The 26,300-nt window shown below is 65.9% G+C and carries 17 protein-coding genes; 9 read left to right on the top strand and 8 right to left on the bottom strand.

Annotated features, from left to right (window positions below):
* Position 1 precedes the first annotated feature (1 nt).
* The 3 genes from DMB80_RS01930 to DMB80_RS01920 all read right to left on the bottom strand — a co-directional run bounded on the left by DMB80_RS01930 (position 2) and on the right by DMB80_RS01920 (position 12,517).
* A complete protein-coding gene (locus DMB80_RS01930) occupies positions 2-9,682 on the bottom strand; it encodes an Ig-like domain-containing protein (RefSeq protein WP_162938373.1) in 9,681 nt (3,226 codons plus the stop codon).
* 844 nt (positions 9,683-10,526) lie between these two features.
* Positions 10,527-11,519: an LLM class F420-dependent oxidoreductase gene (locus tag DMB80_RS01925; RefSeq protein WP_111508298.1), complete on the bottom strand. Its 993-nt coding sequence runs from the start codon at positions 11,517-11,519 to the stop codon at positions 10,527-10,529.
* Positions 11,520-11,542: 23 nt separating this feature from the next.
* Positions 11,543-12,517, bottom strand: coding sequence for a helix-turn-helix domain-containing protein (locus tag DMB80_RS01920; RefSeq protein WP_111508297.1), 975 nt, complete (start codon positions 12,515-12,517; stop codon positions 11,543-11,545).
* Between the two features lie 70 nt (positions 12,518-12,587).
* On the opposite strand from DMB80_RS01920, the gene DMB80_RS01915 reads away from it, so the two are divergent.
* On the top strand, positions 12,588-12,779 hold the full coding sequence (locus DMB80_RS01915; RefSeq protein ID WP_111508296.1) for a hypothetical protein: 192 nt from the start codon (positions 12,588-12,590) through the stop codon (positions 12,777-12,779).
* Here the strand turns inward: DMB80_RS01915 and DMB80_RS01910 are convergent.
* From DMB80_RS01910 to DMB80_RS01895, 4 genes are all read right to left on the bottom strand, one after another.
* The gene (locus tag DMB80_RS01910) at positions 12,776-14,923 is read right to left on the bottom strand and encodes a 3-hydroxyacyl-CoA dehydrogenase NAD-binding domain-containing protein (protein WP_111508347.1); all 2,148 of its coding nucleotides are present in this window, start codon (positions 14,921-14,923) and stop codon (positions 12,776-12,778) included. The genes DMB80_RS01915 and DMB80_RS01910 overlap by 4 nt on opposite strands.
* A gap of 11 nt (positions 14,924-14,934) precedes the next feature.
* The gene (locus tag DMB80_RS01905) at positions 14,935-16,146 is read right to left on the bottom strand and encodes an acetyl-CoA C-acetyltransferase (protein WP_073682119.1); all 1,212 of its coding nucleotides are present in this window, start codon (positions 16,144-16,146) and stop codon (positions 14,935-14,937) included.
* Positions 16,147-16,345: 199 nt separating this feature from the next.
* Entirely contained in the window at positions 16,346-16,534 is a 189-nt protein-coding gene (locus tag DMB80_RS01900; protein WP_111508295.1) for a hypothetical protein, read from the bottom strand.
* Positions 16,535-16,585: 51 nt separating this feature from the next.
* A complete protein-coding gene (locus DMB80_RS01895) occupies positions 16,586-17,596 on the bottom strand; it encodes a helix-turn-helix transcriptional regulator (protein ID WP_111508294.1) in 1,011 nt (336 codons plus the stop codon).
* A gap of 219 nt (positions 17,597-17,815) precedes the next feature.
* Here DMB80_RS01895 and urtA point away from each other — a divergent pair, with 219 nt between their 5' ends.
* The 7 genes from urtA to DMB80_RS01860 are packed head-to-tail and all read left to right on the top strand — an operon-like array spanning position 17,816 to position 24,106.
* Positions 17,816-19,057: an urea ABC transporter substrate-binding protein gene (urtA, locus tag DMB80_RS01890; RefSeq protein WP_111508293.1), complete on the top strand. Its 1,242-nt coding sequence runs from the start codon at positions 17,816-17,818 to the stop codon at positions 19,055-19,057.
* Between the two features lie 4 nt (positions 19,058-19,061).
* The gene (locus DMB80_RS01885) at positions 19,062-19,769 is read left to right on the top strand and encodes an urease subunit beta (protein ID WP_111508292.1); all 708 of its coding nucleotides are present in this window, start codon (positions 19,062-19,064) and stop codon (positions 19,767-19,769) included.
* A gap of 1 nt (position 19,770) precedes the next feature.
* Positions 19,771-21,486, top strand: a complete 1,716-nt coding sequence (gene ureC, locus DMB80_RS01880; protein ID WP_111508291.1) for an urease subunit alpha — start codon at positions 19,771-19,773, stop codon at positions 21,484-21,486.
* Entirely contained in the window at positions 21,429-22,121 is a 693-nt protein-coding gene (gene ureG / locus DMB80_RS01875; protein ID WP_420812102.1) for an urease accessory protein UreG, read from the top strand. Before ureC ends, ureG begins: the two co-directional genes overlap by 58 nt.
* A complete protein-coding gene (locus tag DMB80_RS01870; RefSeq protein ID WP_111508289.1) occupies positions 22,118-22,939 on the top strand; it encodes an urease accessory protein UreD in 822 nt (273 codons plus the stop codon). Before ureG ends, DMB80_RS01870 begins: the two co-directional genes overlap by 4 nt.
* Positions 22,888-23,427, top strand: coding sequence for an urease accessory protein UreE (locus DMB80_RS01865; RefSeq protein ID WP_420812101.1), 540 nt, complete (start codon positions 22,888-22,890; stop codon positions 23,425-23,427). The genes DMB80_RS01870 and DMB80_RS01865 overlap by 52 nt, the downstream gene beginning before the upstream one ends.
* The gene (locus DMB80_RS01860) at positions 23,408-24,106 is read left to right on the top strand and encodes an urease accessory protein UreF (RefSeq protein ID WP_111508288.1); all 699 of its coding nucleotides are present in this window, start codon (positions 23,408-23,410) and stop codon (positions 24,104-24,106) included. Before DMB80_RS01865 ends, DMB80_RS01860 begins: the two co-directional genes overlap by 20 nt.
* A gap of 18 nt (positions 24,107-24,124) precedes the next feature.
* Here the strand turns inward: DMB80_RS01860 and DMB80_RS01855 are convergent, their stop codons facing one another.
* Positions 24,125-25,231: an alkene reductase gene (locus DMB80_RS01855; RefSeq protein WP_111508287.1), complete on the bottom strand. Its 1,107-nt coding sequence runs from the start codon at positions 25,229-25,231 to the stop codon at positions 24,125-24,127.
* 62 nt (positions 25,232-25,293) lie between these two features.
* On the opposite strand from DMB80_RS01855, the gene DMB80_RS01850 reads away from it, so the two are divergent.
* On the top strand, positions 25,294-26,208 hold the full coding sequence (locus tag DMB80_RS01850) for a DUF5996 family protein (protein ID WP_111508286.1): 915 nt from the start codon (positions 25,294-25,296) through the stop codon (positions 26,206-26,208).
* The last annotated feature ends 92 nt before the right edge of the window (positions 26,209-26,300 follow it).

The raw sequence follows: 26,300 nt of genomic DNA, 5'->3' as shown, positions 1-26,300 counted from the left end.
GTCAGAGCAGCAGAGTCATGACGCCGGCGACGGTGTTGCTGTCCAGACCCTGCTGATCCCGCACGGTCATCGTGATGGTGCGGGTGCTCACCAAGTTCAGGCCGGTCTTGGAGAACTTCACCGATTGCAACACGGCTTGGTAATCGCTGACCGACGCGGTCCCCGTCAGCGCGAGAACACCTGTCGAGACGTTGTACGTGCCGGTGATGCCGGCGGATGAGGTGTAGCTGAGCCTGTCCACGCTCTGGAAGTTCGTGATCGTGATGGTGGCACTCTGCAGGAACGACGAGTCGTCGACGATCACCGCGGTCGGGCTCACCAACTGCTGCCCCAGGACGACGGTGCCCCCGAGCGGCGCCGTCAGCAATGGGGCGGTGTTGGCCAGCACGGTGACGGTCGTTGTCGCCGTCGGGCTGGTGGCGCCTTGCGCATCCGTGACCGTGTAGGCGACCGTTTTGATTGCTGCCGAAGCGGATCCGCTGCTCGAGAACGTGATCGATTGCAACACCTGCTGGTACTGGGCCGCCGTTGCGGTCCCTGACAATTGCAGGATGCCGTTGCTGTAGGTACCGACGATGTTCCCTACGGTTGTGAAGCCGAGCGTGTCCCCCGCGGCGAATCCGGTGATCGTGACCGTCGCGCTCGCCATGTTGGCCGAGTCCAGATCGGTGACGGTGACCAACGGGTTGACCTGCACGGCGGTGTTGCCGGCGGTGTAGGTCGGCCCGGGCAGAGTCGCGACCAGAGGAGCGATGTTGATCGGCGCGGCCAGGACCGTGACGGTCACCGGTGCCGGAAGGCTTGCGCTGCCTTGGTTGTCGATGACGGTGAACGTCACCGTTTTGATCGCGGCCAATGCCGAGGAGCTCGTCGAGAGTTTCACGGAACGGAGCAGCTGTTGATAATCGGCCAACGGCGCAGTTCCGGTGAAGGTCAGCGTGCCCGTAGCGTTGTTGTAGCTGCCGACGATCCCCGATTGCGGCGTGAACGTCAGGATGTCGCCGGTGGAGAAGTTGCCCGTGATCTTGACGGTGGCACTTCCCATGGCCGAGGAGTCCAGATCCAGAATTGCCATACCGGAATCGACTGTGGCGCCGGCGTTTCCGGCCGTGTAGGACACGTTCGTCACCGAGGTCACCAGCAGCGGGGGGATGTCGACCGGTGGGGCCAGGACGGTGATCGCCACGGCGCTGGATGCGCTCGCCGCGCCCTGGGAATCGGACACCGTGAACGTCACCGTCTTGATGGCGGCGGGCGCCGAGGCCGCGGTCGCCAGGGTTACCGAGCGCAGCACCTGCTGGTACTGGGCTATTGTTCCCGTACCGGTCAGAGTCAGTGTGCCCGTGGCGTTGTTGTAATTGCCGTTGATGTTTCCTGTCGGGACGAAGGTCAAGACATCACCGGCAGCCAACGCTCCCGTGATCTTGACGATCGCGCCGCTGAGATCGGCTGAGTCGACATCGAGCACCGTGACACCGGGATCGACAGTGATGCCGGCACTTCCGGCGTTGTAGGACACATTCGTCACCGACGTGACCACCAGCGGCGCGACATTCACGGGCGCCGCCACCACCGTCACGGCCACCAGCGCCGGTGCGCTGACCTTGCCGGTGGAGTCAGTGATCACGAAGGAGATGGAGGCGATCGAAGCCGGTGCCGAGGAGCTCGACGCGTAGGTGACCGAGCGCAGCGCCTGCTGATAGGCGGCCAGTGATGCGGTACCTGTGAATGTGAGCACGCCGCCGCTGTAGTTGCCGGTGATTCCGGCAGGGGCGGCGAAGCCCAGCGTCTCGCCTGCCGCCGCTCCGCCGACTATCGACACCACCGCACCGGACATCGTCGTCGAGTCGGCATCCAGCACAATGACATTGGGATCAACCGATACCGCTGAACCACCGGCCGTGTAGGACACGCTGACGACTGAGGTCACCAATGCCGGCGCCGCTGCGACAGGTACGGCCACCACGGTGACGGCCGTCGTGGCGGGGACGCTCGACTTGCCCTGGTTGTCGGTCACGGTGAAGGTGACCGTGACGATCCCCGCACTGCCAGCGGTCAGGGTGATCGACTGCAGCAGTTCTTGATACGCGGCAAGACTCGCCGCACCGGTGAACGTCACCGAGTTGGTTCCCGGTGTCGCGGTGACCCCGCTGGGGAGGGTTCCGTAATTCAGGGTGCCACCCGTGGCGCTTACCGTCGCCGACGCGAGTTGAGTCGAGTCAACATCGGTGATGACGATCGCCGGGCTGACGGTGACCACGCCGCCGGTGGTGCCGGCGGCGGTCGGGGCGGTGACCACGACAGGGGCAATTGCCACCGGAACACCCAACACCGTGACCGCCGTCGTGGCCGGCACGCTGCTCTTGCCCTGATCATCAACGACGGTGAAGCTCACCGTCACGATGCCGGTGCTGCTGGCGGTGAGGGTGATGGACTGCAACAGTTCCTGATACGCGGCCACCGACGCGGCACCGGTGAACGTCACCGAGTTGGTGCCCGGAGTCGCAGTCACCCCACTGGGCAGGGTCCCGTAATTCAGGGTGCCACCCGTGGCGCTTACCGTCGCCGATGCCAGTTGGGTGGAGTCGATGTCGGTGATGACGACCGCCGGGCTGACGGTGACCGCACTGCCGGTGGTCCCCGCGGCGGTCGGGGCGGTCACCACGACCGGGGCAATCGCCACCGGAACACCCAACACAGTGACCGCCGTCGTGGTGGGCACGCTCGGCTTGCCCTGATCATCGACCACGGTAAAGGTCACGGAAACGATTCCCGCGCTGCCCGATGTCAATGTGATCGATTGCAGCAGTGCCTGATACGCGGCAACACTGGCCGCACCGGTGAACGTCACCGAGTTGGTTCCCGGTGTCGCAGTCACCCCGCTGGGGAGCGTTCCGTAACTCAGGGTCCCGTCGGACACCGTCACCGTCGCCGACGCGAGCTGGGTCGAGTCAACATCGGTGATGACCACCACGGGACTCACCGTCACCGCGGTCCCGGAAGTGCCGGACGCGATCGGCGCGGCCACCACCACCGGGGCTACCGCCACCGGCACACCCAACACAGTCACCGCCGTCGTCGCCGGCACACTCGACTTGCCCTGATCATCAACCACCGTGAAAGTAACCGTCACGATGCCCGCGCTGCCCGATGTCAATGTGATCGACTGCAGCAGTTCCTGATACGCGGCAAGACTGGCCGCACCGGTGAACGTCACCGAGTTGGTTCCCGGTGTCGCAGTCACCCCGCTCGGCAGGGTGCCGTAATTCAGCGTGCCACCCGATGTCGTCACCGTCGCCGACGCGAGCTGGGTCGAGTCAACATCGGTGATGACCACCACGGGACTCACCGTGATCGCGGTCCCGGAAGTGCCGGACGCGATCGGCGCGGCCACCACCACCGGGGCTACCGCCACCGGCACACCCAAGACAGTGACCGCTGTCGTTGCCGGCACACTCGACTTGCCCTGATCATCAACGACCGTGAAAGTCACGGTCACAATGCCGGCACTGCCCGAGGTGAGAGTGATCGACTGCAACAGTTCCTGATACGCGGCAACACTGGCCGCACCGGTGAACGTCACCGAGTTCGCGCCCGGCGTCGCAGTCACCCCACTGGGCAGGGTCCCGTAGTTGAAGGTTCCGTCGGACACCGTCACCGTCGCCGACGCGAGCTGAGTCGAATCAACATCGGTGATGACCACCACGGGACTCACCGTCACCGCGGTCCCGGAAGTGCCGGACGCGATGGGCGCGGTCACCACCACCGGAGCAATCGCCACCGGAACACCCAACACAGTGACCGCCGTCGTGGCCGGCACACTCGACTTGCCCTGATCATCAACCACGGTGAGGGTGACCGTGACAATGCCGGCACTGCCAGCGGTCAACGTGATCGACTGCAACAGTTCCTGATACGCGGCAACACTGGCCGCACCGGTGAACGTCACCGAGTTCGCGCCCGGAGTTGCAGTCACCCCGCTCGGCAGGGTCCCGTAGTTCAGCGTGCCACCCGATGTCGTCACCGTCGCCGACCCGAGTTGAGTCGAATCGATGTCAGTGATGACGACCACCGGGCTGACGGAGACCGGCGAGCCGGTCGTCCCGGCGGCGGTCGGGGCGGTAACCACGACCGGGGCGATCGCTACCGGAACACCCAACACGGTGACCGCCGTCGTGGTGGGCACGCTCGGCTTGCCCTGATCATCAACCACGGTGAAGCTCACGCTCACGATGCCGATGCTGCTGGCGGTGAGGGTGATGGACTGCAGCAGTTCCTGGTACGCGGCAACACTGGCCGCACCGGTGAACGTCACCGAGTTCGCACCCTGCGTCGCAGTCACCCCGCTGGGGAGCGTTCCGTAACTCAGGGTCCCGTCGGACACCGTCACCGTCGCCGACGCGAGCTGGGTCGAGTCAACATCGGTGATGACCACCACGGGACTCACCGTCACCGCGGTCCCGGAAGTGCCGGACGCGATCGGCGCGGCCACCACCACCGGGGCTACCGCCACCGGAACACCCAACACAGTCACCGCCGTCGTCGCCGGCACACTCGACTTAACCTGACCATCAACCACCGTGAAGCTCACGGTGACGATCCCAGCAGCGCCCGAAGTGAGCGTGATCGACTGCAGCAACTGTTGATAAGCCGCAACACTGGCCGCACCGGTGAACGTCACCGAGTTCGCACCCTGCGTCGCAGTCACCCCGCTGGGGAGGGCTCCGTAGCCGATGGTGCCGCCCGATGTCGTCACCGTCGCCGACGCCAACTGCGCGGAATCGATATCAGTGATCACTACGGCAGGGCTCACCGTGACCGCCGTGCCCGCGGTACCCGACGCGATTGGCGCGGTGACGAGGACCGGAGCCACCGCGACCGCAACACCCAACACAGTCACCGCCGTCGTCGCCGGCACACTCGACTTGCCCTGATCATCAACCACCGTGAAAGTCACCGCGACAATGCCGGTACTGCCCGATGTCAATGTGATCGACTGCAAAAGCTGCTCATACGCATCCACCGACGCAGCACCGGTGAACGTCACCGAGCCCGCGCCCGTGATCGCACCCACACCCTCTGGCAAGGTGCCATAGCTCAAGGTGCCGCCGGTCGTGGTCACCGTCGCCGAACCCAACTGCGCCGAATCGATATCGGTGATCACCACGACCGGGCTCACCGTAGTGGCGTTGCCCACTGTGCCGGCGGCTGTCGGCACAGTGACGAGAAGCGGCGCTACTGCCACCGGAGCGCTGAGGACTGTGACCACAGTTGTGGCCGGCACACTCGTCTGGCCTTGGTCGTCGGTGACAGAGAAACTGACAGTCAACAACCCCGCGTCGCTCGATGTAAGCGTGATCGACTGCAACAGTTGCACATACGCATCGACCGAGGCAGCACCGGTGAACGTCACCGAACCCGCACCTGACGTCGCAGTGACACCTACGGGTAGCGCTCCGTATGCCAGCGAGCCCGCCGAAGCCGACACCGTGGCTGCCGTAACACTTGTCGAGTCAATGTCCGAGATAACAACTGTCGGACTGACTGTGATCGCACTGCCTTTGACACCCGCAGCGGTCGGTGCGGTCACAACCAACGGCGCTGCGGCTAAGGCGAGACCAAGGAGAGTCACAATGGTAGTCGCGAGCGCGCTTGTGTTTCCCTGATCATCAGTCACCTCGAACGACACTGCGCTCAGGCCAGCGGATGACGAACTCACTGTGACCGATTGCAGCAATTGCTGATACTCATCAACCGATGCCGCACCGGTAAAAGTCACCGAATTCGAGCCTTCTGCTGCAACAACGCCGGGTGGCAGGGTGCCGTACCCCAGTGCGGCTCCCGCTGATCCAGCGACTTTGACAGTTGCTGATGTCAAATGTGTCGAATCTAGGTCGCTGATCGAAACAATCGGCGACACCGTCACCGCACTACCGGCGGTGCCCGCCGCCACCGGCGCTACCACAACCAGAGGCGGCGCAGCCACCGGAACACCGAGCACTGTCACCACCGACGACGCCGGCGCACTCGCCTCACCCTGATCATCGATGACGGTAAAGCTCACCGTGACAATCCCGGTGCTGCTGGTCAATGTGATCGACTGCAGAAGCTGTTGATAGGCAGCGACACTGGCCGCACCGGTGAACGTCACCGAGTTGGTTCCCGGTGTCGCGGTGACCCCGCCGGGCAGGGTGCCGTAGCCGATGGTGCCACCCGAAGCGGTCACCGTCGCCGATGCCAATTGGGACGAGTCGATATCGGTGATCGAAACAATCGGCGACACCGTCACCGCACTACCGGCGGTACCTCCCGCCACCGGCGCTACCACAACCAGAGGCGGCGCAGCCACCGGAACACCGAGCACTGTCACCACCGACGACGCCGGCGCACTCGCCTCACCCTGATCATCGATGACGGTAAAGCTCACCGTGACAATCCCGGTGCTGCTGGTCAATGTGATCGACTGCAGAAGCTGTTGATAGGCAGCGACACTGGCCGCACCGGCGAACGTCACCGAGTTGGTTCCCGGTGTCGCGGTGACCCCGCCGGGCAGGGTGCCGTAGCCAATGGTGCCACCCGACGCCGTCACCGTCGCCGATGCCAATTGGGTCGAGTCAACATCGGTGATCACGACGACAGGGCTCACGGTGACTGCACTACCGGCGGTACCCGCCGCCACCGGCGCCACCACAACCAACGGCGGCGCAGCCACCGGCAGACCCAGCACGGTGACCACCGATGTGGCCGGCACACTTGCCTTACCCTGATCATCGATGACGGTAAAGCTCACCGTGACAATCCCGGTGCCGCTGGTCAATGTGATCGACTGAAGAAGTTGTTGATAGGCAGCGACACTGGCCGCACCGGTGAACGTCACCGAGTTGATTCCCGGTGTCGCGGTGACCCCGCCGGGCAGGGTGCCGTAGCCGATGGTGCCACCCGACGCGGTCACCGTCGCCGAACCCAACTGCGTCGAATCCACATCGGTGATCACGACGACAGGGCTCACCGTCACCGCACTACCGGCGGTACCCGCCGCCACCGGCGCCACCACAACCAGAGGCGGCGCGGCCACCGGAACACCGAGCACCGTCACCACCGATGTGGCCGGCACACTCGCCTTACCTTGGTCATCGATGACGGTGAAGCTCACGCTCACGATCCCCGCACTGCTAGCGGTCAGCGTGATCGACTGCAGCAGATCTTGATACGCGGCAACACTGGCTGCACCGGTGAACGTCACCGAACCCGCACCCTGCGTCGCAGTCACCCCGCTCGGCAGGGTGCCGTAGCCGATGGTGCCACCCGAAGCGGTCACCGTCGCCGACGCGAACTGGGTCGAATCAATGTCGGTGATCGAAACAATCGGCGATACCGTCACCGGACTGCCGGCGGTACCTCCCGCCACCGGGGCGACCACCACCAACGGCGGCGCGGCCACCGGCAGACCCACCACCGTCACCACTGATGTGGCCGGCACACTCGCCTTACCCTGATCATCGACCACCGTGAACGTCACCGTGACGATCGCGGCACTGTTAGACGTCAGCGTGATCGACTGCAGCACATCCTGATAGGCGGCAACACTGGCCGCACCGGTGAACGTCACCGAACCCGCACCCGGCGTCGCCACCACACCCGATGGCAGAGTCCCGTAGCCGATCGTGCCGCTCGACGCCGTCACCGTCGCCGAACCCAACTGGGTCGAATCCACATCAGTGATCGAGACAACCGGCGACACCGTCACCGCACTACCGGCGGTACCCGCCGCCACCGGGGCGACCACCACCAACGGCGGCGCATTGACCGGCAAGCCAACGACGGTGACCACGGTGCTCACCGGAACGCTGCTCTCGGATTGGTCGTCAGTGACTGCGAACGTCACGGTCTTGATGCCTGCGTCGGCCGATGTCAGCGTGACCGACTGCAGCAATTGCTGATATGCCGCCACGGTAGCGGCGCCGACGAACGTCACCGACCCACCGGTGACCGTCGCCGTCACGCCGGTGGGTAGCGTTCCATATCCGAGTACGTCGCCCGCTGCGGCGTTCTGCACGGTGACAGTCGCCGATGACAACTTCTGCGAATCCAGATCGGTGATAGAGACCACCGGTGACACACGTATCCCAGTTCCGGACGTGCCAACCGCCACCGGCGTGACGACAAGCAACGGCGGAGTGGCCACCACGATGACCGAGGCGACTCCACCGACCAGACTTTGTAGGCCGCTATCGTCCTTGACAGTGATCGAGGCGATCCGCGGAGCGCCTCCCTGCGTCGTCGAGAACGAAATCGCCTGTAGCGCAGCCTCGTATTGCGCAAGCGTCGCCGCCCCGGACAAGGTGAGGATCTTCGTGGTGGCGTTCCATTGCGCTGTCACTGGATTTCCGGGCGGCGCGGTGTAAGTCAGTAGGTCTCCGCTTCGGCCATTGGTCAGCGACACAGTTGCCGACATCAGTTTCGTCGAGTCGGCGTCTGTGATGATTGCGCCCGACAACAGCTTCACGGGATTCGCGCCCACCACGTAGGTTCCCGCGCCTGTCGTCACCACAACGGGTGGCACCGAGACGATCGGGTTGACGGTCACCGGAACAGTGACCGTCACGTCGTCCCGTTCTGCGATACCAATCGCCCTGGCGAGGGTGTGGAAGACCAACCGCATGAGCTTGAACGGACCGCGTAGATCCTCACTACCGTCGCTGATGACGACTTTGAAGCTGTCCTGCACAGGGTTCCCGGTCACGACAGACGTCGGTGTGTAGATGAACTGACCCGTGAGCGGATCTCGCGTGACGCGACCGTGAGCCGGCTGCACGATCGTGTACGTCAACGGGTCGCCGTTGGGGTCATAGGCGTGGAGATCGACGAGCACCTGTCCCGTGACGATCTGATGGCTCTCGATCGGGCCATAGACGGGTGACTCGTTGAAGAATGTGTGTTGGATCTGCCTGCGGACCCACGCAAGCAGCCCGTCGAACCACGGGGCGGTGGCGGGCGCGTGCGGGTCGAGGAGCGGGGAGATGGCGCCAGACACCAGTGCGGTCATCACCTGGACCGCCACGACTTCTTGTTCCACGGGCGGTGCGGACACCGCCGCAGCGCTCACATGGTCCTTATTACGTGTGAAATTCGCCCGCAGCGGCCGGGCGACCGGCTCCTGGCTAGGCTGCTCGGCGTCCCCATCCGCGCCACCGGCACCGGGCATCGCGTCAACGTCGGTTCCGCCTGCGGCCTCTTCCTGTGAGGTGTCGGCGTGCGGAGAGGGCGATGGTTCCTTTTCAGCCGAGTTGCCGCCTCGATCCTCGGACGGGGCTGCAGCCGGCTCCTCAGCGTCGTCTTCCAGGCCGGAGCCACTCACCGAAGGGACTGAATCCACCTCCGGTTGAGCGACTTCTTCTGAGCCACTTTCGACCCCAGCATCGACGCCCTCCTCGTCGGTGGTCTCGGCCGCGACATCAGGATCGCCCGGGTCGCCAGTGCCTTCCCCGCCCGCGTCGGCAGCGTCCGCGTCGGCAGTGTCCGCGACGGGGGCGGTGGCGGTGGCGCCACCGGCATTCTCAGAGGTTGCAGTGACGCGAGGAGACAGTTTGTGCGGGCGCGCGTCGGCCTTGTGGAACTTCGGGCCTGGCGACGTGGCCGATGTCTCGGTGTCCGCGTGTGCGAGGCCGGCGAAGTTCGCCACGGCGAAACCCACCCCGAGCGAGACCGCGAGGGCCCCTATCCTGCCGACAGGCAGGGCGTACCTCGGGGCGGCGCGGCGAGCGTGCCTGGTCGCGCCCGAATCGCCGCTCTCGACCAAGAGCAGCCTTGCCGACCAGAAGTCCTGATCAGGCCGCGCGTCCTCGGAACGGGTAGCGCGATGGCGGGGAGCTGCACACATGGGTGTCCTCCATTTGCTGCATGCTGTTCCCCCCTGACGCTGGACTCAGAATCTGCAGCGCTGCACCCGCGATCACAAGCGAGACTCTCGATCGGGTCAACCCACCTCGAGCGCACGCGACGCTATGCAACCTCATTGCCGCCCCCGACAATCATCTGAGCCAGAAGTATTAGCTGAGCGCTCGCTCGAGTCCGGCAATGAACGCGCAACCAAGGAAGAGATTAAGTCAACGGCGGGAGAAGATCCGTAATATTTAGCAAAATTGTTGCCAGCGATAATTTTGTCACCGAGTGGCTCTTGGAATAGCTGTGACCGTGTAAGGTGCAATCAAGATCACTCACATGCTGCGGCGGTCGCCGACATCAGGCCGCTAACTTGTTGTCCAGCGACTGACCGCCAGAAGACTCAGCGGATACCGATCAAGCGGATGTCGACAGACCCCTCAGCCACGGGCCTCACCGCACGGCGCCACGCATCGACGTTGCTCGATTTTCATCCACCGCAGCGGGGCCCGCACCCTGCGCACACATCTGGCCGCCACCGCGTAGCCGAAGGGAGCGCAACAGACGGCCCCTTCCCCGCGAGTCGCGCCCCGTGGAGTCCAGGTACTGCTCGGCCGACCGCGAGTTTGCCCCCGCGCTAACGTTCAGGCGAGCGCGGGCATGACCTCGCGCTCGAACAGCTCGATTCCCGAGCGGTCGTAGGCCGCCTCGGGGAAGTAGCAGATGACGTACTCGCAGCCGAGGTCGCGGAGATTCTGCAGCGCGTCCACGATCTGCTCGGGCGTGCCGCTTCCCGACTGCGGGGTGCGCATCGAGTCGACCATCGCATCGGCGGCCGGGTCGCCCGCCAGGGCGGCGATACGGGCGCGCACCCTCTCGCGACGATCGTCGACCTCGGCCTCGGTGGCGCCGACGATCATGTTCAGGTTCGCAGACCGGACGATCGCGTCGAAGTCGGTGCCCACGTCTCGGCAATGTGCGGCAAGCACATTCGACTTGTGCGCGAACCCCTCCGGTTCGGAGGTGAAGTTCGTGTACTGGGCGTACTTGGCCGCGATGCGCAGCGTGACCTTTTCTCCGCCGCCTGCGATCCACAGCGGAATCCCCCCGTACTGCAACGGCTTCGGCGCGACAATGGCACCGTCGACGCGATAGTGCTCGCCAGTGAAGCTGACCACCCCTTCGCGCCACGCGTCCGCCATGATCTGCACACCCTCGTCGAGACGCGCGAGTCGCGCACCCGCGGAGGGGAATCCGTAACCGTAGGCGCGCCATTCGTGTTCGTACCAGCCTCCACCGATACCCATCTGGATTCGGCCGCCGGAGATGACGTCGCAGGTGGCTGCAACTTTGGCCAGATACGCCGGGTTTCGGTAGCTCATCGCGGTGCACATCTGCCCCAGCTTGACCCGCGAGGTGCTGGCCGCGTACGCAGCCATCAGTGACCACGCCTCGTGGGTCGCTTCAGCGGTGGGCACCGGCACGGTGTGGAAGTGGTCGTACACCCACAGGGAGTCCCAGCTGTCGCCACTGTCGACGTAGGTGGCGAGGTCGCGCATCACCTGCCACTGATCGCTGGGATCGATGCCGACCAGATCGAGTCGCCAGCCTTGCGGGATGAAGAGTCCGAAGCGCATCTCCCGACTCTAAGCGCATCCGGCTACGGCGCGACCGCACCAGCGAAGCAACTGCGATATTCGCTCGGCGTGGTGTGCATCTGGCGCACGAAGTGGTAGCGGAACGTCACCGGTGACTCGAAACCGACACGCGCGCTGACCTGCTCGACCGACAGCATGGACGATTCCAGCAGCGGCAAGCTGGCGAGCACGCGCTGTTCGATCAGCCATTTGATCGGGGTGCTTCCGGTGGCCTTGGCGAACTGGCGGAGGAAACTGCGCCGCGACATCGCGCACTGAGCGGCCAGATCGTCCAGCGTGATCGGGGTGTCGAGATGCTCCAATGCCCACGCCATGCCCGCAGCGATCCGGCCATCGGCCGCCGGCTCGGGGACCGGTGTCTCGATGTACTGCGCCTGCCCGCCGGCACGGTGGGGCGCAATCACCAGCCGTCGCGCGACGTCATTGGCCACGGCCACACCGTGATCGCAGCGCACGATGTGCAGGCACAAGTCGAGACCGGCCGCGCACCCTGCACTCGTGAGCACCCTGCCGTTGTCGACGTACAGCGGCGCGCGATCGATCTGGACATCGGGGTACCGACGCTGCATGGCATCTGCGTAGAGCCAGTGCGTGGTCGCCGATCGTCCGTCCAGCACTCCCGCTTCGGCCAGCGCGAACGCCCCGGAACAGATGGAGACCAGGCGCGCGCCGCGGCGATCAGCAGCCTTCAGCGCGTCGACGAGCGCGGGCGAGACAGGCTCGTCGATATCACGCACGCTGGGAATCACCACCGTGTCGGCGTCGGCGAGCTCGGCCAGACCGTAGGACGTCCGCACGGTCGCGCCACCGAGGAGGCGAACCTCGGGGACCTCGGCGCACAGTTGCACCGAATACCAGGGTGCGGTGATGCCGGCCGAGAACTTCTCGTTGAGCTCGGTGATGCCGAAGATCTCGGCGGCGAGGCCCGTCTCGAAACCCGTCATCCCGTCATAGGCCAAGATCGCCACGGTATGCATGGCACTATCCTAACGAACAGTGGCCTCAGGGCCACTGTTCGTGCGACGGTAGCCCCCGCATGATCGAGTCATGTTCTACAAACGACCGCCCCGCATCACCGACCATCGATTCTTCGGCGTGCTCCGCGAATTCGTCGCAGGCGTCCACGCCGGCCACGGCGTGGCGCACGGCGTCACCCCGCCGGCCACCTCGGCCGCGCTCGCATATGACGAATCCCCCGGAACCGTTGTGGCTCCGCGGGATTCGACTGATGATGCTTAGCTGGTCAGCGACGCCGGCGGGGTGAACCGCTCGCCGTACTTGGCCGCCAATTCCTTCGCCCGCGCGACGAAGGCATCCTTGCCCACGCCGCCGGCGCCCTGGTAGCCGACGATGAACTGCGCCGACCCACCGGTGTAGGGCGGGTAGCCGATGCCCATGATCGAGCCGATGTTCGCATCGGCGGTCGAGGTCAGCACGCCTTCGTCGAGACACTTCTGCGTCTCGAGCGCCTCGGCGAACAGCATCCGATCGATCATGTCCTGCAACGGCATCTCGGTGTTCCCCGCGCCGAAGGTCTCCGCCAGGCCCTCCCACAGGCCGACGCGCTTGCCGTCGACGTACTCATAGAAGCCGGCACCCTTGAGCCGCGACGGACGACCGATCTCGATCATCTTGTTCACCACAGCCTCGCCGGGGTGCGGCTCGTAGCTGCCGCCGGCGGACTCGGTTGCCTTGCGGGTCTCGTTCGCGATCTTCTGCATCAGCTCCAGATTGAGCTCGTCGGAGAGCTGCAGCGGCGCCGCCGGGTAGCCGGCCTGGGCACCGGCCTGCTCGATGCTGGCCGCGGGCACACCCTCGCCCAGCATCGCCAGCGCCTCGTTGACGAACGTGCCGATGACGCGAGAGGTGAAGAAGCCGCGGCTGTCGTTGACCACGATCGGCGTCTTGCCGATCGCCAACGTGTAGTCGAACACCCGGGCCAGCGCCTCGTCAGAAGTCTTCTCGCCCTTGATGATCTCCACCAGCGGCATCTTGTCGACCGGAGAGAAGAAGTGAATGCCGATGAAGTCTTCCTGGCGCTTCACGCCAGTCGCGAGACCGGTGATCGGCAGCGTGGAGGTGTTGGACCCCAGCAGCGCGTTGGGCTCGACGATGTCTTCGATTTCCTGGAACACCTTGTGCTTGAGGTCCTGGTTCTCGAAGACAGCTTCGATCACGAAGTCCACGCCCTTGAGATCCTGCGGATCGGCGGTCGGATGAATCCGGCCCAGCAGCGCCGTGGACTTCTCCTCGGTGGTGCGACCGCGCTCCAGCGCCTTGGCTTCGATCTTCTCGGAGTAGCCCTTGCCCTTGTCGGCGGCTTCCTGCGAGACGTCCTTGAGCACAACGTCGTAGCCGGCCTTGGCCGAGACGTAGGCGATGCCTGCGCCCATCATGCCCGCGCCCAGCACACCGATCTTTCGGATCTCCTGCTTGGCGATACCTTCGGGCCGCGATGCGCCACCGTTGATCGCCTGCAGGTCCAGGAAGAACGCCTGGATCATGTTCTTGGCGGTCTGGCCGGTGACCAGCGAGGTGAAGTAGCGGCTCTCGATGCGGGTGGCGGTGTCGAAGTCGACCTGCGCACCCTCGACGGCGGCGTCGAGGATGGCGCGCGGAGCCGGCATCGGCGCACCCTTGAGCTGCTTCTTCAGCAGCGCCGGGAACGACGGCAGGATCGCCGCGAGAGCCGGATGCGACGGTGTCCCGCCGGGCATCTTGTAGCCCTTCTGATCCCACGGCTGCGTGTGGGCTTCGGGATTGGCCTTGATCCATGCCTTGGCGGCGGGTACCAGTTCCTCGACGCTGCCGACCAATTCGTCGACAAGGCCGACGTCCTTGGCCTTACCCGGCTTGAAACGCGTGCCCTGCGACAGGACCTCCATGAACGCCTTCTGCACACCGAACATCCGCACGGTGCGCGCGACACCGCCGCCGCCGGGCAGCAAGCCCAGGGTGACTTCCGGCAGGCCGATGACGACACCCTTCGTGTCGGCGGCGATGCGGTGGTGACAGGCCAGCGCGATCTCGAGGCCACCGCCGAGGGCGGCACCGTTGATGGCGGCGACCACGGGCACGCCAAGGGTCTCGAGCTTGCGCAGGTCGGCCTTGATGAACTCCACCTCGGCGAAGGACTCCGCGGCGTTCTCCGGGCCGACCTTCATCATGCCCTTGAGGTCACCGCCGGCGAAGAACGTCTTCTTCGCGCTCGCGATCACCACGCCGGTGATCGAATCCTTTTCCTGCTCAAGCCGCTCGACGGCGTTGTGCATGGACTCCTTGTAGTGCTCGTTCATCACGTTGGCCGACCCGGTGGGGTCATCCAGCGTCAGGGTGACGATGCCGTCGGCATCCTTGTCCCACTGAATCGTGTTCTCTGCCATGGTCATATCTCCTAGACGCGCTCGATGATGGTGGCCACGCCCATGCCGCCGCCGACGCACAGCGTGATCAGCGCACGCTTGGCACCGCGACGCTCGAGCTCGTCGACCATGGTTCCGGTGATCATGGCGCCGGTGGCGCCCAGCGGGTGGCCCATCGCGATGGCACCACCGTTGACGTTGAGCTTCTCGTCCGGGATGTTCAGGTCCTTCTGGAACTTCATCACCACCGAGGCGAACGCCTCGTTCAGCTCGAACAGGTCGATGTCGTCGACCGTCAACCCGGCGCGCTCGAGCACCTTCTTGGTGGCCGGCGTCGGGCCGGTCAGCATGATCACCGGGTCCGCTCCGGACGTCGCGGTGGCGACGATGCGGGCGCGTGGGGTCAGCCCCTGTGACTGGCCGGCCTTTTCACTGCCGATCAGCACCAGCGCGGCGCCGTCGACGATGCCCGAGCTGTTACCGCCGGTGTGGACGTGGTTGATCTTCTCCACGTAGTGGTACTTCTGCAGCGCCACATCGTCGAAGCCGCCCATCGCACCCAACCCCTCGAAAGCGGACTTGAGCTTGCCCAGGCTTTCCACGGTGGTGCCGGGACGCATGTGCTCGTCGTGGTCGAGCACGACGAGGCCGTTCTGATCCTTCACCGGGACCACGGACTTGGCGAAGTAGCCGCCCGACCAGGCCGCCGCGGCGCGCTCCTGCGAGCGTGCTGCATAGGCGTCGACGTCCTCGCGGGAGAAACCCTCGATGGTGGCGATCAGATCGGCACCGATGCCCTGCGGCACGAAGCCGACGCGGTAGTTGGTCTCGGGATCGCCGGCCCAGGCGCCACCGTCAGAACCCATCGGCACGCGGCTCATCGACTCGACACCGCCGGCGAGCACCAGGTCGTCCCAACCCGAGGCGACCTTCTGGGCACCCAGGTTGACGGCCTCCAGGCCCGATGCGCAGAACCGGTTGAGCTGGAAGCCGCCGGTGGTCTCCGGCAGACCCGCCACCAGCACCGCGGTGCGGGCGATGTCGCCGCCCTGATCGCCGACCGGGGACACGACACCCAGGATCACGTCGCTGATCAGGTTCTCGTCCAGGTCGGGGTAGCGAGCGCGGATCTCGTCGACCAGGCCGACGACCAGGTTGACGGGCTTGATCTCGTTCAGCGAACCGCCGCGCTGCTTACCGCGTGGCGTACGGATTGCCTCATAGATGAAGGCTTCTTCGGACATGTGATCTCCAGGTCCTGTTCAGATCGGATTCCGCGGTGCGTCCATGCCGGACGTCGCGGGGAGGCTGCTCCTCTAGCGGCATGCTAGCAGCCTCGCCCAACCGCTTGGTTGGGCCCTGGAGTCATTGGACGAGCAGACGAGAACTCGAGCTATCTGAGGCCAGATAGCTCGAGTCCCTGTCTGCTCGCGGGAAAAGGGGCTAGTCGGGTGAGCCCTCGGTGTCGTCGAAGAACGACCACTCGCCGTCATGTTCGACTTCCATGCGCCAGCCCAGCTCGGAGTTGTCCGCCTTCTGGTCCACGAACCATGCGTGCGCGTCCTCGGCGCTCTCGATGTCTTTGGTGTCCACGACGTCACCCTGGGGATTGAGCACACGGTAGGTAGCCATGCGAGGGGTGTTCCCCCGCATCGGGAGTCACACACCTCGAAGAGTCTGACGTCAGACCGCCACGGATCGCCGGCCGTCCAGACCTCGCAGAACGTGGGCCGACAACAGGCCGAGTGCCACGGCCTGCGAGGCGCACGCCGCGCGATTCGGCGCGCCCATCTTCGCCGACACGCTCTCCAGATGGTGGCCCGCCGTGCGAGCGCTGATGAAGAGGTGCGCCGCAATCTGTGTATTGGTCAGGCCGCACACGGCCAGGGTCAGCGCATCCAGTTCGCGCGCCGTGATTCCCAGCGGCAACGCCGCTCGCGTCACCAGCAGAACCGCGCCCAGGCTGTCGCCGCGGAATCGCGGCGAGGTGCCGATGCGCCGAACGTGCAGCCACGAGGCGCCGTCGTGAAACCTCAGTCCGTCCACGGCGAACGCGGCGGCGGTGCGAAACGTGCGCGCGAGATCGCCGATGACACCCGGAGCCAGCTCCTCGGTCGTCGTGTCCCCGCGCCGCAACAGGTGCACGCGGCCGTGGTCGTCGACAGCCCACGCCTGCGCCTGCGGCGCCACCAGCTCGGCCACCATCCTCGGACGCACCGAGAAATCGAGTTGCTCGGCCATCTGCGCACGCAACGCGTTGATCTCCGCCACATCGGCGTCGCTCGGATACCGCGGGTCGTCACAGTTGACGTGGATCGTGCCGACGTAGGTGCCGTCGGCGGTCACCAGCCGAGCGGACAAGCCTTCGTCGAATCCTGCCGGCCTGAACACCTTGTTGACCGAGTAGCCGTCGCGGTAATCGGGGAAATCGCGCCAGCGCAGCGCCCCGAGGCCGTGGACACGCATCGCGTCGAACAGTGGATCGTTGTCGACGAACCACGAATTGAAGTGCTCCATCACCTGGTCGGGATAGTCGCGGTTGGCGATCCCCACGTGACGGCGCTGGATCGGATCCCACAGACAGATCGCCGACGCCGACGAGGCTGCGCGCGAGCCCAGCGCGTCGAGCACATCGTGGGCGCGAGTCTCCATGCTCATCGCACTGCCGAGGACGTCGCCGTAGATCCCAGCCATACCCACGCGCTTCCCTCGCCGTCACCCCGGTCCGTCACGCCATCATGGGCAGCCGGTGTTTCCGGAAGGTTTCCGGTGCGAGGCAGCCCGGAAACGGTGCGCCGATTTGGGAGATTTCTCCCATGGTCGGTGCACGGCGCCGTTCCTAGGCTGGTCGGCACCCAACTCTCGTCCCACAGCGCGGTGCGGACATCAACTCATCACCGAGGGACGAACCCCATGAACAGAATCCGTTGCACCGTCGCGGTGCTCGCGGCCGCAGCGACCGTGCTCGCCGGATGCGGCAGCAGAGCCGGTGACGAGAATGCCTCGGAGGCGAAGGCAGGCTGTGCCGACACCTCCGGCGACGTCGTCAAAGTCGGCGCGATCAACTCCCTGTCCGGCGGCCTCGCGGTCAGCGAGTCGGTGATCCGCGATGCGATCGTGCTGGCGGTCGAACAAGTCAACGCCTCGGGCGGGGTGCTGGGCAAACAACTGCAGCTCATCGGCGAAGACGGCGCATCGGAGCCAACCACATTCGCGGAGAAGGCTCAGAAGCTCGTTCAATCCGACTGTGTTGCAGCCGTTTTCGGTGGGTACACCTCCGCCAGCCGCAAGGCGATGCTGCCGGTCTTCGAAGACGACAACGCGCTGCTGTACTACGGACAGCAGTACGAGGGGCTGGAGAGCTCGCCCAACATCTTCTACACCGGCGCGACCACCAACCAGCAGATCATCCCGTCGCTCGACTATCTCAAGGAGCAGGGCGTCAAATCGCTCTACCTGGTGGGCAGCGATTATGTGTTCCCGCGCACCTCGAATGCCATCGTCAAGGCCTATGCCAAGGCCAACGGCATCGAGATTAAGGGTGAGGACTACACGCCGCTGGGCTCCACCGACTTCTCGACCATCGTCAACAAGATCCGCACCGCGGACGCCGACGCGGTGTTCAACGTCGTCGTCGGCGATTCCCTCGTCGCCTTCTTTCGCGAGTATCAGAACTCCGGCCTGACCCCGGAAGCCATGCCGGTCATGTCGATGTGCGTGGGCGAGGAAGAAGTCCGCAGCATCGGCGCACGCACCCTCGAAGGTCAGCTCTCGTCGTGGAACTACTACCAGACCCTCGACACGCCCCAGAATGCGAAGTTCGTCGCGGACTTCAAGAAGCGCTTCGGCGCCGACCGGGTCACCTCCGATCCGATGGAGTCCGCATATGCCGCCGTCTATTTGTGGAAGGCATCGGTGGAAAAAGCAAAGTCATTCGCCGTCGATGACATCCGCACGGCTGCAGGCGGTGTGACGATCGACGCCCCCGAAGGCACGATGACCGTCGACGGCGAGAACCACCATGTCACCAAGACCGCGCGGATCGGCCGTGTCGGTGCGGACGGCCTGATCTATCAGGTGTGGGCGTCGCCGAACCCGATCCAACCCGATCCCTACCTGAAGGGCTACCCGTGGGCCGCGGGAATCACGGGCTGACACCATGCATCTGACTCCGAAAGACGAGGATCGGCTGCTGCTGTTCCTGGCCGCCGAACTGGCACGCAAGCACCGCTCGGCCGGCTTGCTCCTCAGCTACGCCGAGGCACGTGCCCTGATCGCCGACGAGGTGGTCGAAGCGGCACGCGCCGGTGCATCCGTCGCCGAGGCCGCCGCGCACGGTGCGGCGGTGCTGACCGACGACGATGTCATGGCCGGGGTGCCCACTCTGCTCGGCTCAGTCCAGGTCGAGGCGTTCTTCGCAGACGGCCAGAAACTGGTGACGGTGCACGATGCCATCGGCCCAGGCCACAGGTCGCCCTCCGAGGTCGGCGTCGTACCCGGCGAAATCCTGCCCTGCGCAGGGGAATTGGAACTCAACGCGGGACGCTCCGGGATCACCCTCGTCGTGGGGAACACCGGAGACCGACCCGTGCAGGTGGGATCACACTTTCACTTCTTCGAAGTGAACCGCGCCCTGCGCTTCGACCGGGCTGCGGCGTTCGGAATGCGCCTCGACATCCCGTCGGGCACCGCTGTGCGTTTCGAGCCTGGGGAGGACCAGGAGGTGTCGCTGACCACTTATGGCGGGGAGCGCGTGGTGATCGGTCAGAACGACGTGACCAACGCATCGACCGCTGAGGCTCCCGCAGCCGATCTCATGGTGCGCATGCGCGACCTGGGATTCCTCGACGCCCCCCGGGAGGTCTGAGGTGGGCCACCGGATCAGCCGCAGCCATTACGCCGAGCTCTACGGACCCACGACGGGCGACCGAGTCCGCCTCGCCGATACCGAGCTGCTCGCCAAGGTCGAACACGATGCCACCGTCTACGGTGACGAATCCGTGTTCGGCGGCGGCAAGACGATGCGCGAAGGCATGGCCGTGCACGGCGACATCACCAATGAAGACGGTGCGTTGGATTTCGTGATCACCAACGTGCTGATCATCGACGCAGTTCTGGGAATACGTAAGGCCGACATCGGTATTCGCAACGGTCGTATCGCCGGGATCGGCAAATCCGGGAACCCGAGGACGATGGACGGCGTCGATCCCAACCTGGTGATCGGCGCCGGAACCGATATCCGCGCGGGCGAGGGCATGATCGCGACGGCCGGCGCCATCGACGTGCACGTTCACTTCGACAGCGCGGGTCTGGTCGACGAGGCCATCTCCAGCGGTGTGACCACGATGATCGGCGGTGGACTGGGGCCGGTCACGGTCGGCATCACCTCGTCGGGACCGAACAACCTCGCCCGGATGTTGCGTGCGGCCGAGGGATTCCCGATGAACTTCGGATTCATCGGCAACGGTAGTGCGTCGAGCACCGCGCCGCTGATCGAGCAAGGGCTGGCCGGAGCGATCGGCTTCAAGATCCACGAGGACTGGGGCGCAACACCCGCGGCGATCCGCGCCTCACTCGACGCCGGCGACGAACTCGACCTCCAGGTGCAGATCCACACCGACACCCTCAACGAGTCGGGATTCTTCGAGGACACCATGGCGGCGATCGGTGGCCGCCCGATCCACACCTACCACGCAGAGGGTGCCGGCGGTGGCCACGCTCCCGACATCATGCGGGTCGTGGGAGAGCCGTATTGCCTTCCCTCATCGACCAATCCGACGAACCCCTACACACTGAACACGTTCGACGAACACCTCGACATGGTGATGGTCTGCCATCACCTGAACCCCCGGATCCCCGAGGACGTCGCGTTCGCCGAATCGCGCATCCGCCGGGAGACCATCGCCGCCGAAGACGTCCTGCACGATCTCGGTGCGATCTCCGCGATGGGTTCGGACTCTCAGGGCATGGGCCGCATCGGCGAGACGGTCGCCCGCACGTGGCAACTCGCCTCCCATATGAAGGCCACCCGCGGGACACTGGCCGGCGATGAGGGCACCGGCGCCGACAACGCGCGCATCCTCCGTTACATCGCCAAGCTGACCATCAACCCGGCCCGGCTGTTCGGCATCGACCACGAGATCGGTTCCCTCGAGCCGGGCAAGCTCGCCGACATCGTGCTGTGGGAACCGAAGTTCTTCGGCATCAGGCCCGAAGTGGTGTTCAAAGGCGGCTTCCCGGCGTGGTCGGTGATGGGCGAGGCCAACGCATCGCTGATGACGTGCGAACCGCTGCGCTACCGGCCTCAGTGGGCGGCGTTCGGCCGCGCTCCCGCGGATGTCTCGGTGAACTTCGTCGCCGGCGCCGCTGCAGAGGGCGGGTTGGCCGAGCGTCTGGGCCTGGCCACCCGGCTCGTGGCGTGCCGTGGTGCCCGTGCTCTGACCAAAGCGGATCTGCTGCACAACGATTACCTACCCGACATCACCATCGAGCCCGACACCTACCGCGTGATCGTGGACGGTCAGCCATGTGTGAGCGAACCGATGACCCGGGTGCCGTTGGGCCGCCGGTACACCCTCAAGTGACAAGGAGCTCAGACGTGGCCGATGTTGTACGCCTCGGTATCGGCGGACCGGTCGGATCGGGCAAGACCCGCCTTGTCGAGTCCCTGGTGCCGGAACTGATCCGCGCCGGTCTCAGCGTCGCGGTCATCACCAATGACCTCGTCACCGATGAGGACGCCCAGAGGGTGCGGCGCAGCGGTGTCATCGATCCCGAACGTGTTCTGGCGGTCGAGACCGGCGCGTGCCCGCACACGGCGATCCGTGAGGACCCATCCGCTAATCTGGCTGCGGCACAACGACTATGCCGTATGTTCGACGACCTCGACGTCATCTTGATCGAATCGGGCGGCGACAACCTGGCCGCGACGTTCACCTCGGACCTGGTGGACTACTGGATCTTCGTGATCGACACCGCGGGCGGCGATGACATCCCGCGCAAGAAGGGCATCGGTCTGCTGCAGGCGGACCTCCTGGTCGTCAACAAGATCGATCTGGCGCCGCGGGTCGGCGCCGACCTGGACTCGATGCGGCGGGACTGCGCCGTGGCCCGCCCCGTCAAGCCCACCGTGTTCACCGATCTGCACTCCGGTCAGGGACTCGCCCAGCTGACCGAGCACGTCATCGAGGGCGCGATGCTGACCGCGGGGATGAGATGACGACGATCCGCCCCGGCACCCTCGACGTGCACGTCGTCGCCGACACCGCCGGACGAACCCGCGCACGACGACTGCATCAGCGGTATCCGCAGCGGGTCACCACACCACTGAACTGCGATCCGGACCGACCGGGAGCAGCGACATTGTGCGTGCAAAGCCCCAGCGGCGGAACCTTCTCCGACGACGAACTGGCGACCGCGGTGCGGTGCGACACCGGTACCGAACTGCACCTGATCACCCAGGCGGCCACCCAGGTCTTCGCCGGTGACGGACCGGGCGCACAGCACCGCCTGACGTTCACCGTCGAGGCCGAGGCGCACCTGGAGTACCGCCCCGGTACGGTGATCCCGCACGCCGATTCCACGTTCTCCCAACAGCTCCGGGTCGACGTCGCCACCGGTGGTCTCTATCTCGGATGGGAGGCCGTCGCTGCCGGACGGATCGCCCACGGCGAGCGGTTCGGCTTCGCGCGCTACGACAGTGCGTTCGTCATCAGCGTCGACGGCAGCCCAGTCGCCCGCGACAGGCAGGTCGTAGAGCCGCTCGACGGCAGGGGCGGACCGTTGATCGAGGACGACTATCTCGCAACGTTCGTCGCTGTGGCTCCGGGCCGTCCGGCCGGCACGCTGTTGCAGGACATCAGACGGGCGCTCGGCGACTGCCGCGGCGGCGCGAGCGCTCTGCCCGGCGATATCGGAGTCGTCGCGCGCGTGGGGACACCGCACGCCCCGGCGCTGACCGGTGTCCGTGAGCGGCTGTTCGCTGCGTGCCGGGCCTGGTCGAGGTCACCCGCATCGACGCCCAGGCGGGCGGCGTGAACGCGGTGACCGACCTCGGCGATGCCGACGACGCCCGGTTCGACGGCCGCGTGCGCCACCACGTCGACATCGGGTGGGGGGATGCCGGCAAGCACCGCCAGGTGGCGACCACCGACACCGGGCTGCAGGTCCGAATCACATTGCCGCGGGGGTCCTTCCTGCGAGACGGCGCCGTGATCGCCGATGACGGGACATCCATCGTGGTGGTGCGCCGGCCCGCCGAACCGGCCGTCACCGCCCGGTTCGACGACCACGCCGACTCCGACGGCGCGCGCCGGATGCTCTTGCTGGGTTATCTCCTGGGAAACCAGCACGCTCCGATCGACGTCTCCGGAAGCAGCGTCGCAGCCCCCCTGTTCACCAGCGAGAAGGCCGCGGTCGAACTCCTTGCCGAGCTCGGGATCATCGGTACCGTCGCACCTGTCCCGTTGGCCGCCCTCGGGTGGTCACGGACGTCATCGAGCACCCGTGCCGGCCATCATCACTGAGTCCTCGATTGCGCTTGCACTCTGGATGCAGCTGCACGACAGCGCATTTCCGGCGGGCCGCATGGTACACAGTCACGGACTGGAGGAATGGCTGACCGAGCGGCCCGATGCCGGACCCGACGACATCGCCGACGCGGTACTGAGCTACCTCGCCGACAGTTATGCGCCGCTGGACGCGACGTTCGCCGCAGCGGCGTGGCGCGCCCACGCGATCGATCGGCGGCTCCTCGCCTTGGATCGGCTCCTCGACTCCTACAAGTTGTCCGACAACGCGCGCACCGCGTCGACGTCGACGGGAAGACAGCTGGCCGCGGCAGCACACGCCACGGGCTTGGCCACCGGGTCCGACTACCTCGACGCGGTGCTGACGGGCACGACGCCGGCCCACAACGCCGTCGTCGAAGGAGCTCTCCAGGCACAGCTCGGCGTTGCGCAGGGCACCTCGGTGATGGGCTCGCTGAGAACTCAGCTGGCCTCCATGTTGAGCGCGGCGGTCCGGCTGGGACGGCTCGGACCGTTGGCCAGTCAACGGATTCAGGCCCGCAGCGTCCCCCTCATCGCCGATCTCGTCGAGCAGGCGTGCCTACGCGATATCGACGACGTCTGGAGCACCGCGCCCACCATGGAGATCAGCGGTATGCGCCACGAAGCTCGGACGGCCCGGCTGTTCGCCACCTAGGTTGCCCGCGACCGCGAATCACGCCGGCTGCGCCGCAGCCAGTTCATCCAACGTCGGGTAGTCGATGTACCCCGCGGGTCCGGGTGCGTAGAACGTCGCCACGTCGGGCTCGTTCAGCTCGGCACCCGATTCCAGGCGCGTCACCAGATCGGGATTGGCGAGGAACGCCCGCCCGACGGCGGCGGCACTGATCACGCCCCACTTGGCCAGGTTCTCCAGCGTCTCGATGTCGCTGTCCACCGTGCGCGGAGTGTTCAGCACCAGGGTGCCCTCCCACTGGGTGCGCAGCTCCGCGAAGGACTCGGACGACGGCTCGGCGACGATGTGCAGGTAACCGATGTGGAGCGACTTGATCCGGCACAACAGCGCCTCATAGGCGCTGACCTGGTCGACCTCCGACATGTCGCCGGCGGTGTTCCCGGGAGAGATGCGCAGCCCGACGCGCTCGGCACCGATCTCGTCCGCGACGGCCTCGACGACCTCAGCGGCGAAGCGGGCCCGATTCTGCGGGGAGCCGCCGTAGGCATCGGTGCGCGCATTGACGACGTCGGAGAGGAACTCGTGCAGCAGATATCCGTTGGCGGAATGGATTTCGACCCCGTCCATGCCGGCGTCGACAGCCCGGCGAGCAGCGAAGCGGAATTGCCCGACGATGGAGGTGATCTCGTCCGCCGTGAGCGCCCGCGGCACGGGCAGCGGCTTCTTGCCGGTCGGCGTGTGCGTCACCATGTCGGCCGCGATCGGCGACGGCGCCACCGCTTCGAAGCCGCTGATCTCCGGATGCGCCATCCGGCCCACATGCCAGAGCTGCACGAACATCTTGCCGCCCGCGCGGTGCACCGCCGACGCGATGTCGGCCCAGCGGTCCTGCTGGCGATCGGTGTAGATGCCCGGCGTGTTCATGTACGCGCCGTTGGCCTGCTCGCAGACCGCAGTGGCCTCGCTGATGATCAGGCCGGCCTGCGCCCGCTGCGCGTAATACTCCGCAGCCAGCGCTGACGGCGTGCCGTCTGCATCGGCCCGCGACCTGGTCAGCGGCGCCATGAAGAGCCGGTTCTCGGTCGAGAGGGCACCGATCTGAAGGGGCTTGCGCAGCGCCGCGTCCGCGCCGAGAGTGAACGTCATGCTGCTCTACAGCGCGAGCGGAGTCGGATCCATTCCCGCCCACTGTCGACGATGATGGTCACATGACACATGCGAACGGCTGGCCGGCACTGGTGGTGGCGGACTGGCAGGACACTCGAGACACGGTCCATCTGTGGACCCAGATCGTCGGCAAGGTGAAGTTGGCGGCCACGCCGACGGTCAACCACTGGTGGAACTCGGTGTTCTACGTCGACGCCCGAGGCTTGACCACCTCGCTGATGCGTTGGCAGGGAACGGCTTTCGATGTCAGCTTCGACTTCGTCGAGCATGTGCTGCGCATCCGGGTGACCGACGGCAGGTCGCGCACCATGGCGCTGCAGCCGCGCAGCGTGGCCGACTTCCACGCCGAGTTCCGCGCCCATCTCGACGACCTGGGCATCGACGTGCCGATCAGCCCGACTCCTGTGGAGCTGCAGCACGCCACCCCGTTCGCCGAGGACACCGAGCACGCCAGCTACGACGCGGCGGCGGTGACCGACTTCTTCACCTCACTGGTCAGCGCCGACCGTGTGATGACCGACTACCGCGCGGACTTCACCGGCAAGAGCAGCCCCGTGCACTTCTTCTGGGGTGCCTTCGACCTGGCCGTGACGCGCTTCTCGGGCCGACAGGCGCCGCCGCACCCGGGTGGCGTGCCGAACTGCCCGGACTGGGTGATGACCGAGGCGTACAACGCCGAGGTCGCCAGCGCCGGCTACTGGCCGGGCGGCGCAGAGGAAGGCATCTTCTACGCCTACGCCTACCCGCAGCCTGACGGCTACGACACGTCCGATCTCGGCGTCGAGGGCGCATCCTTCGACACCGGACTCGGCGAGTTCGTGCTGCCCTACCGCACTGTCCGGACATCGGACGATCCCGACGGGCTGCTGCGCCGATTCCTCGACGCGACAGCCGCCGCAGCGGCCGACCTCGCCGCGTGGCCCGAGCAGCCGGTACGCCCGCCGAAACACCTCTGACGGCGCTCGCGACTGTGCGATGTCATCCGCGACTGGCCGAGCGAAGCGGATGAGTTCGCACAGTCGCGGGGGGCGGCAACTAGCCTCGGGGT

Source organism: Mycobacterium kyogaense, assembly GCF_003254575.1.
Classification (GTDB): Bacteria; Actinomycetota; Actinomycetes; order Mycobacteriales; family Mycobacteriaceae; genus Mycobacterium; species Mycobacterium kyogaense.
Note: the sequence above shows the minus strand (reverse complement) of the source record. Positions and strands in the feature narration are given on the sequence as shown.

Coding starts and splice junctions, on each gene's coding strand:
- DMB80_RS01925 (WP_111508298.1), bottom strand. CDS start 11,519: ATGCGCTTCGGACTCTTCATCCCGCAAGGCTGGCGACTCGATCTGGTC.
- DMB80_RS01920 (WP_111508297.1), bottom strand. CDS start 12,517: ATGCATACCGTGGCGATCTTGGCCTATGACGGGATGACGGGTTTCGAG.
- DMB80_RS01915 (WP_111508296.1), top strand. CDS start 12,588: ATGTTCTACAAACGACCGCCCCGCATCACCGACCATCGATTCTTCGGC.
- DMB80_RS01910 (WP_111508347.1), bottom strand. CDS start 14,923: ATGGCAGAGAACACGATTCAGTGGGACAAGGATGCCGACGGCATCGTC.
- DMB80_RS01905 (WP_073682119.1), bottom strand. CDS start 16,146: ATGTCCGAAGAAGCCTTCATCTATGAGGCAATCCGTACGCCACGCGGT.
- DMB80_RS01900 (WP_111508295.1), bottom strand. CDS start 16,534: ATGGCTACCTACCGTGTGCTCAATCCCCAGGGTGACGTCGTGGACACC.
- DMB80_RS01895 (WP_111508294.1), bottom strand. CDS start 17,596: ATGGCTGGGATCTACGGCGACGTCCTCGGCAGTGCGATGAGCATGGAG.
- urtA (WP_111508293.1), top strand. CDS start 17,816: ATGAACAGAATCCGTTGCACCGTCGCGGTGCTCGCGGCCGCAGCGACC.
- DMB80_RS01885 (WP_111508292.1), top strand. CDS start 19,062: ATGCATCTGACTCCGAAAGACGAGGATCGGCTGCTGCTGTTCCTGGCC.
- ureG (WP_420812102.1), top strand. CDS start 21,429: ATGTGTGAGCGAACCGATGACCCGGGTGCCGTTGGGCCGCCGGTACAC.
- DMB80_RS01870 (WP_111508289.1), top strand. CDS start 22,118: ATGACGACGATCCGCCCCGGCACCCTCGACGTGCACGTCGTCGCCGAC.
- DMB80_RS01855 (WP_111508287.1), bottom strand. CDS start 25,231: ATGACGTTCACTCTCGGCGCGGACGCGGCGCTGCGCAAGCCCCTTCAG.
- DMB80_RS01850 (WP_111508286.1), top strand. CDS start 25,294: ATGACACATGCGAACGGCTGGCCGGCACTGGTGGTGGCGGACTGGCAG.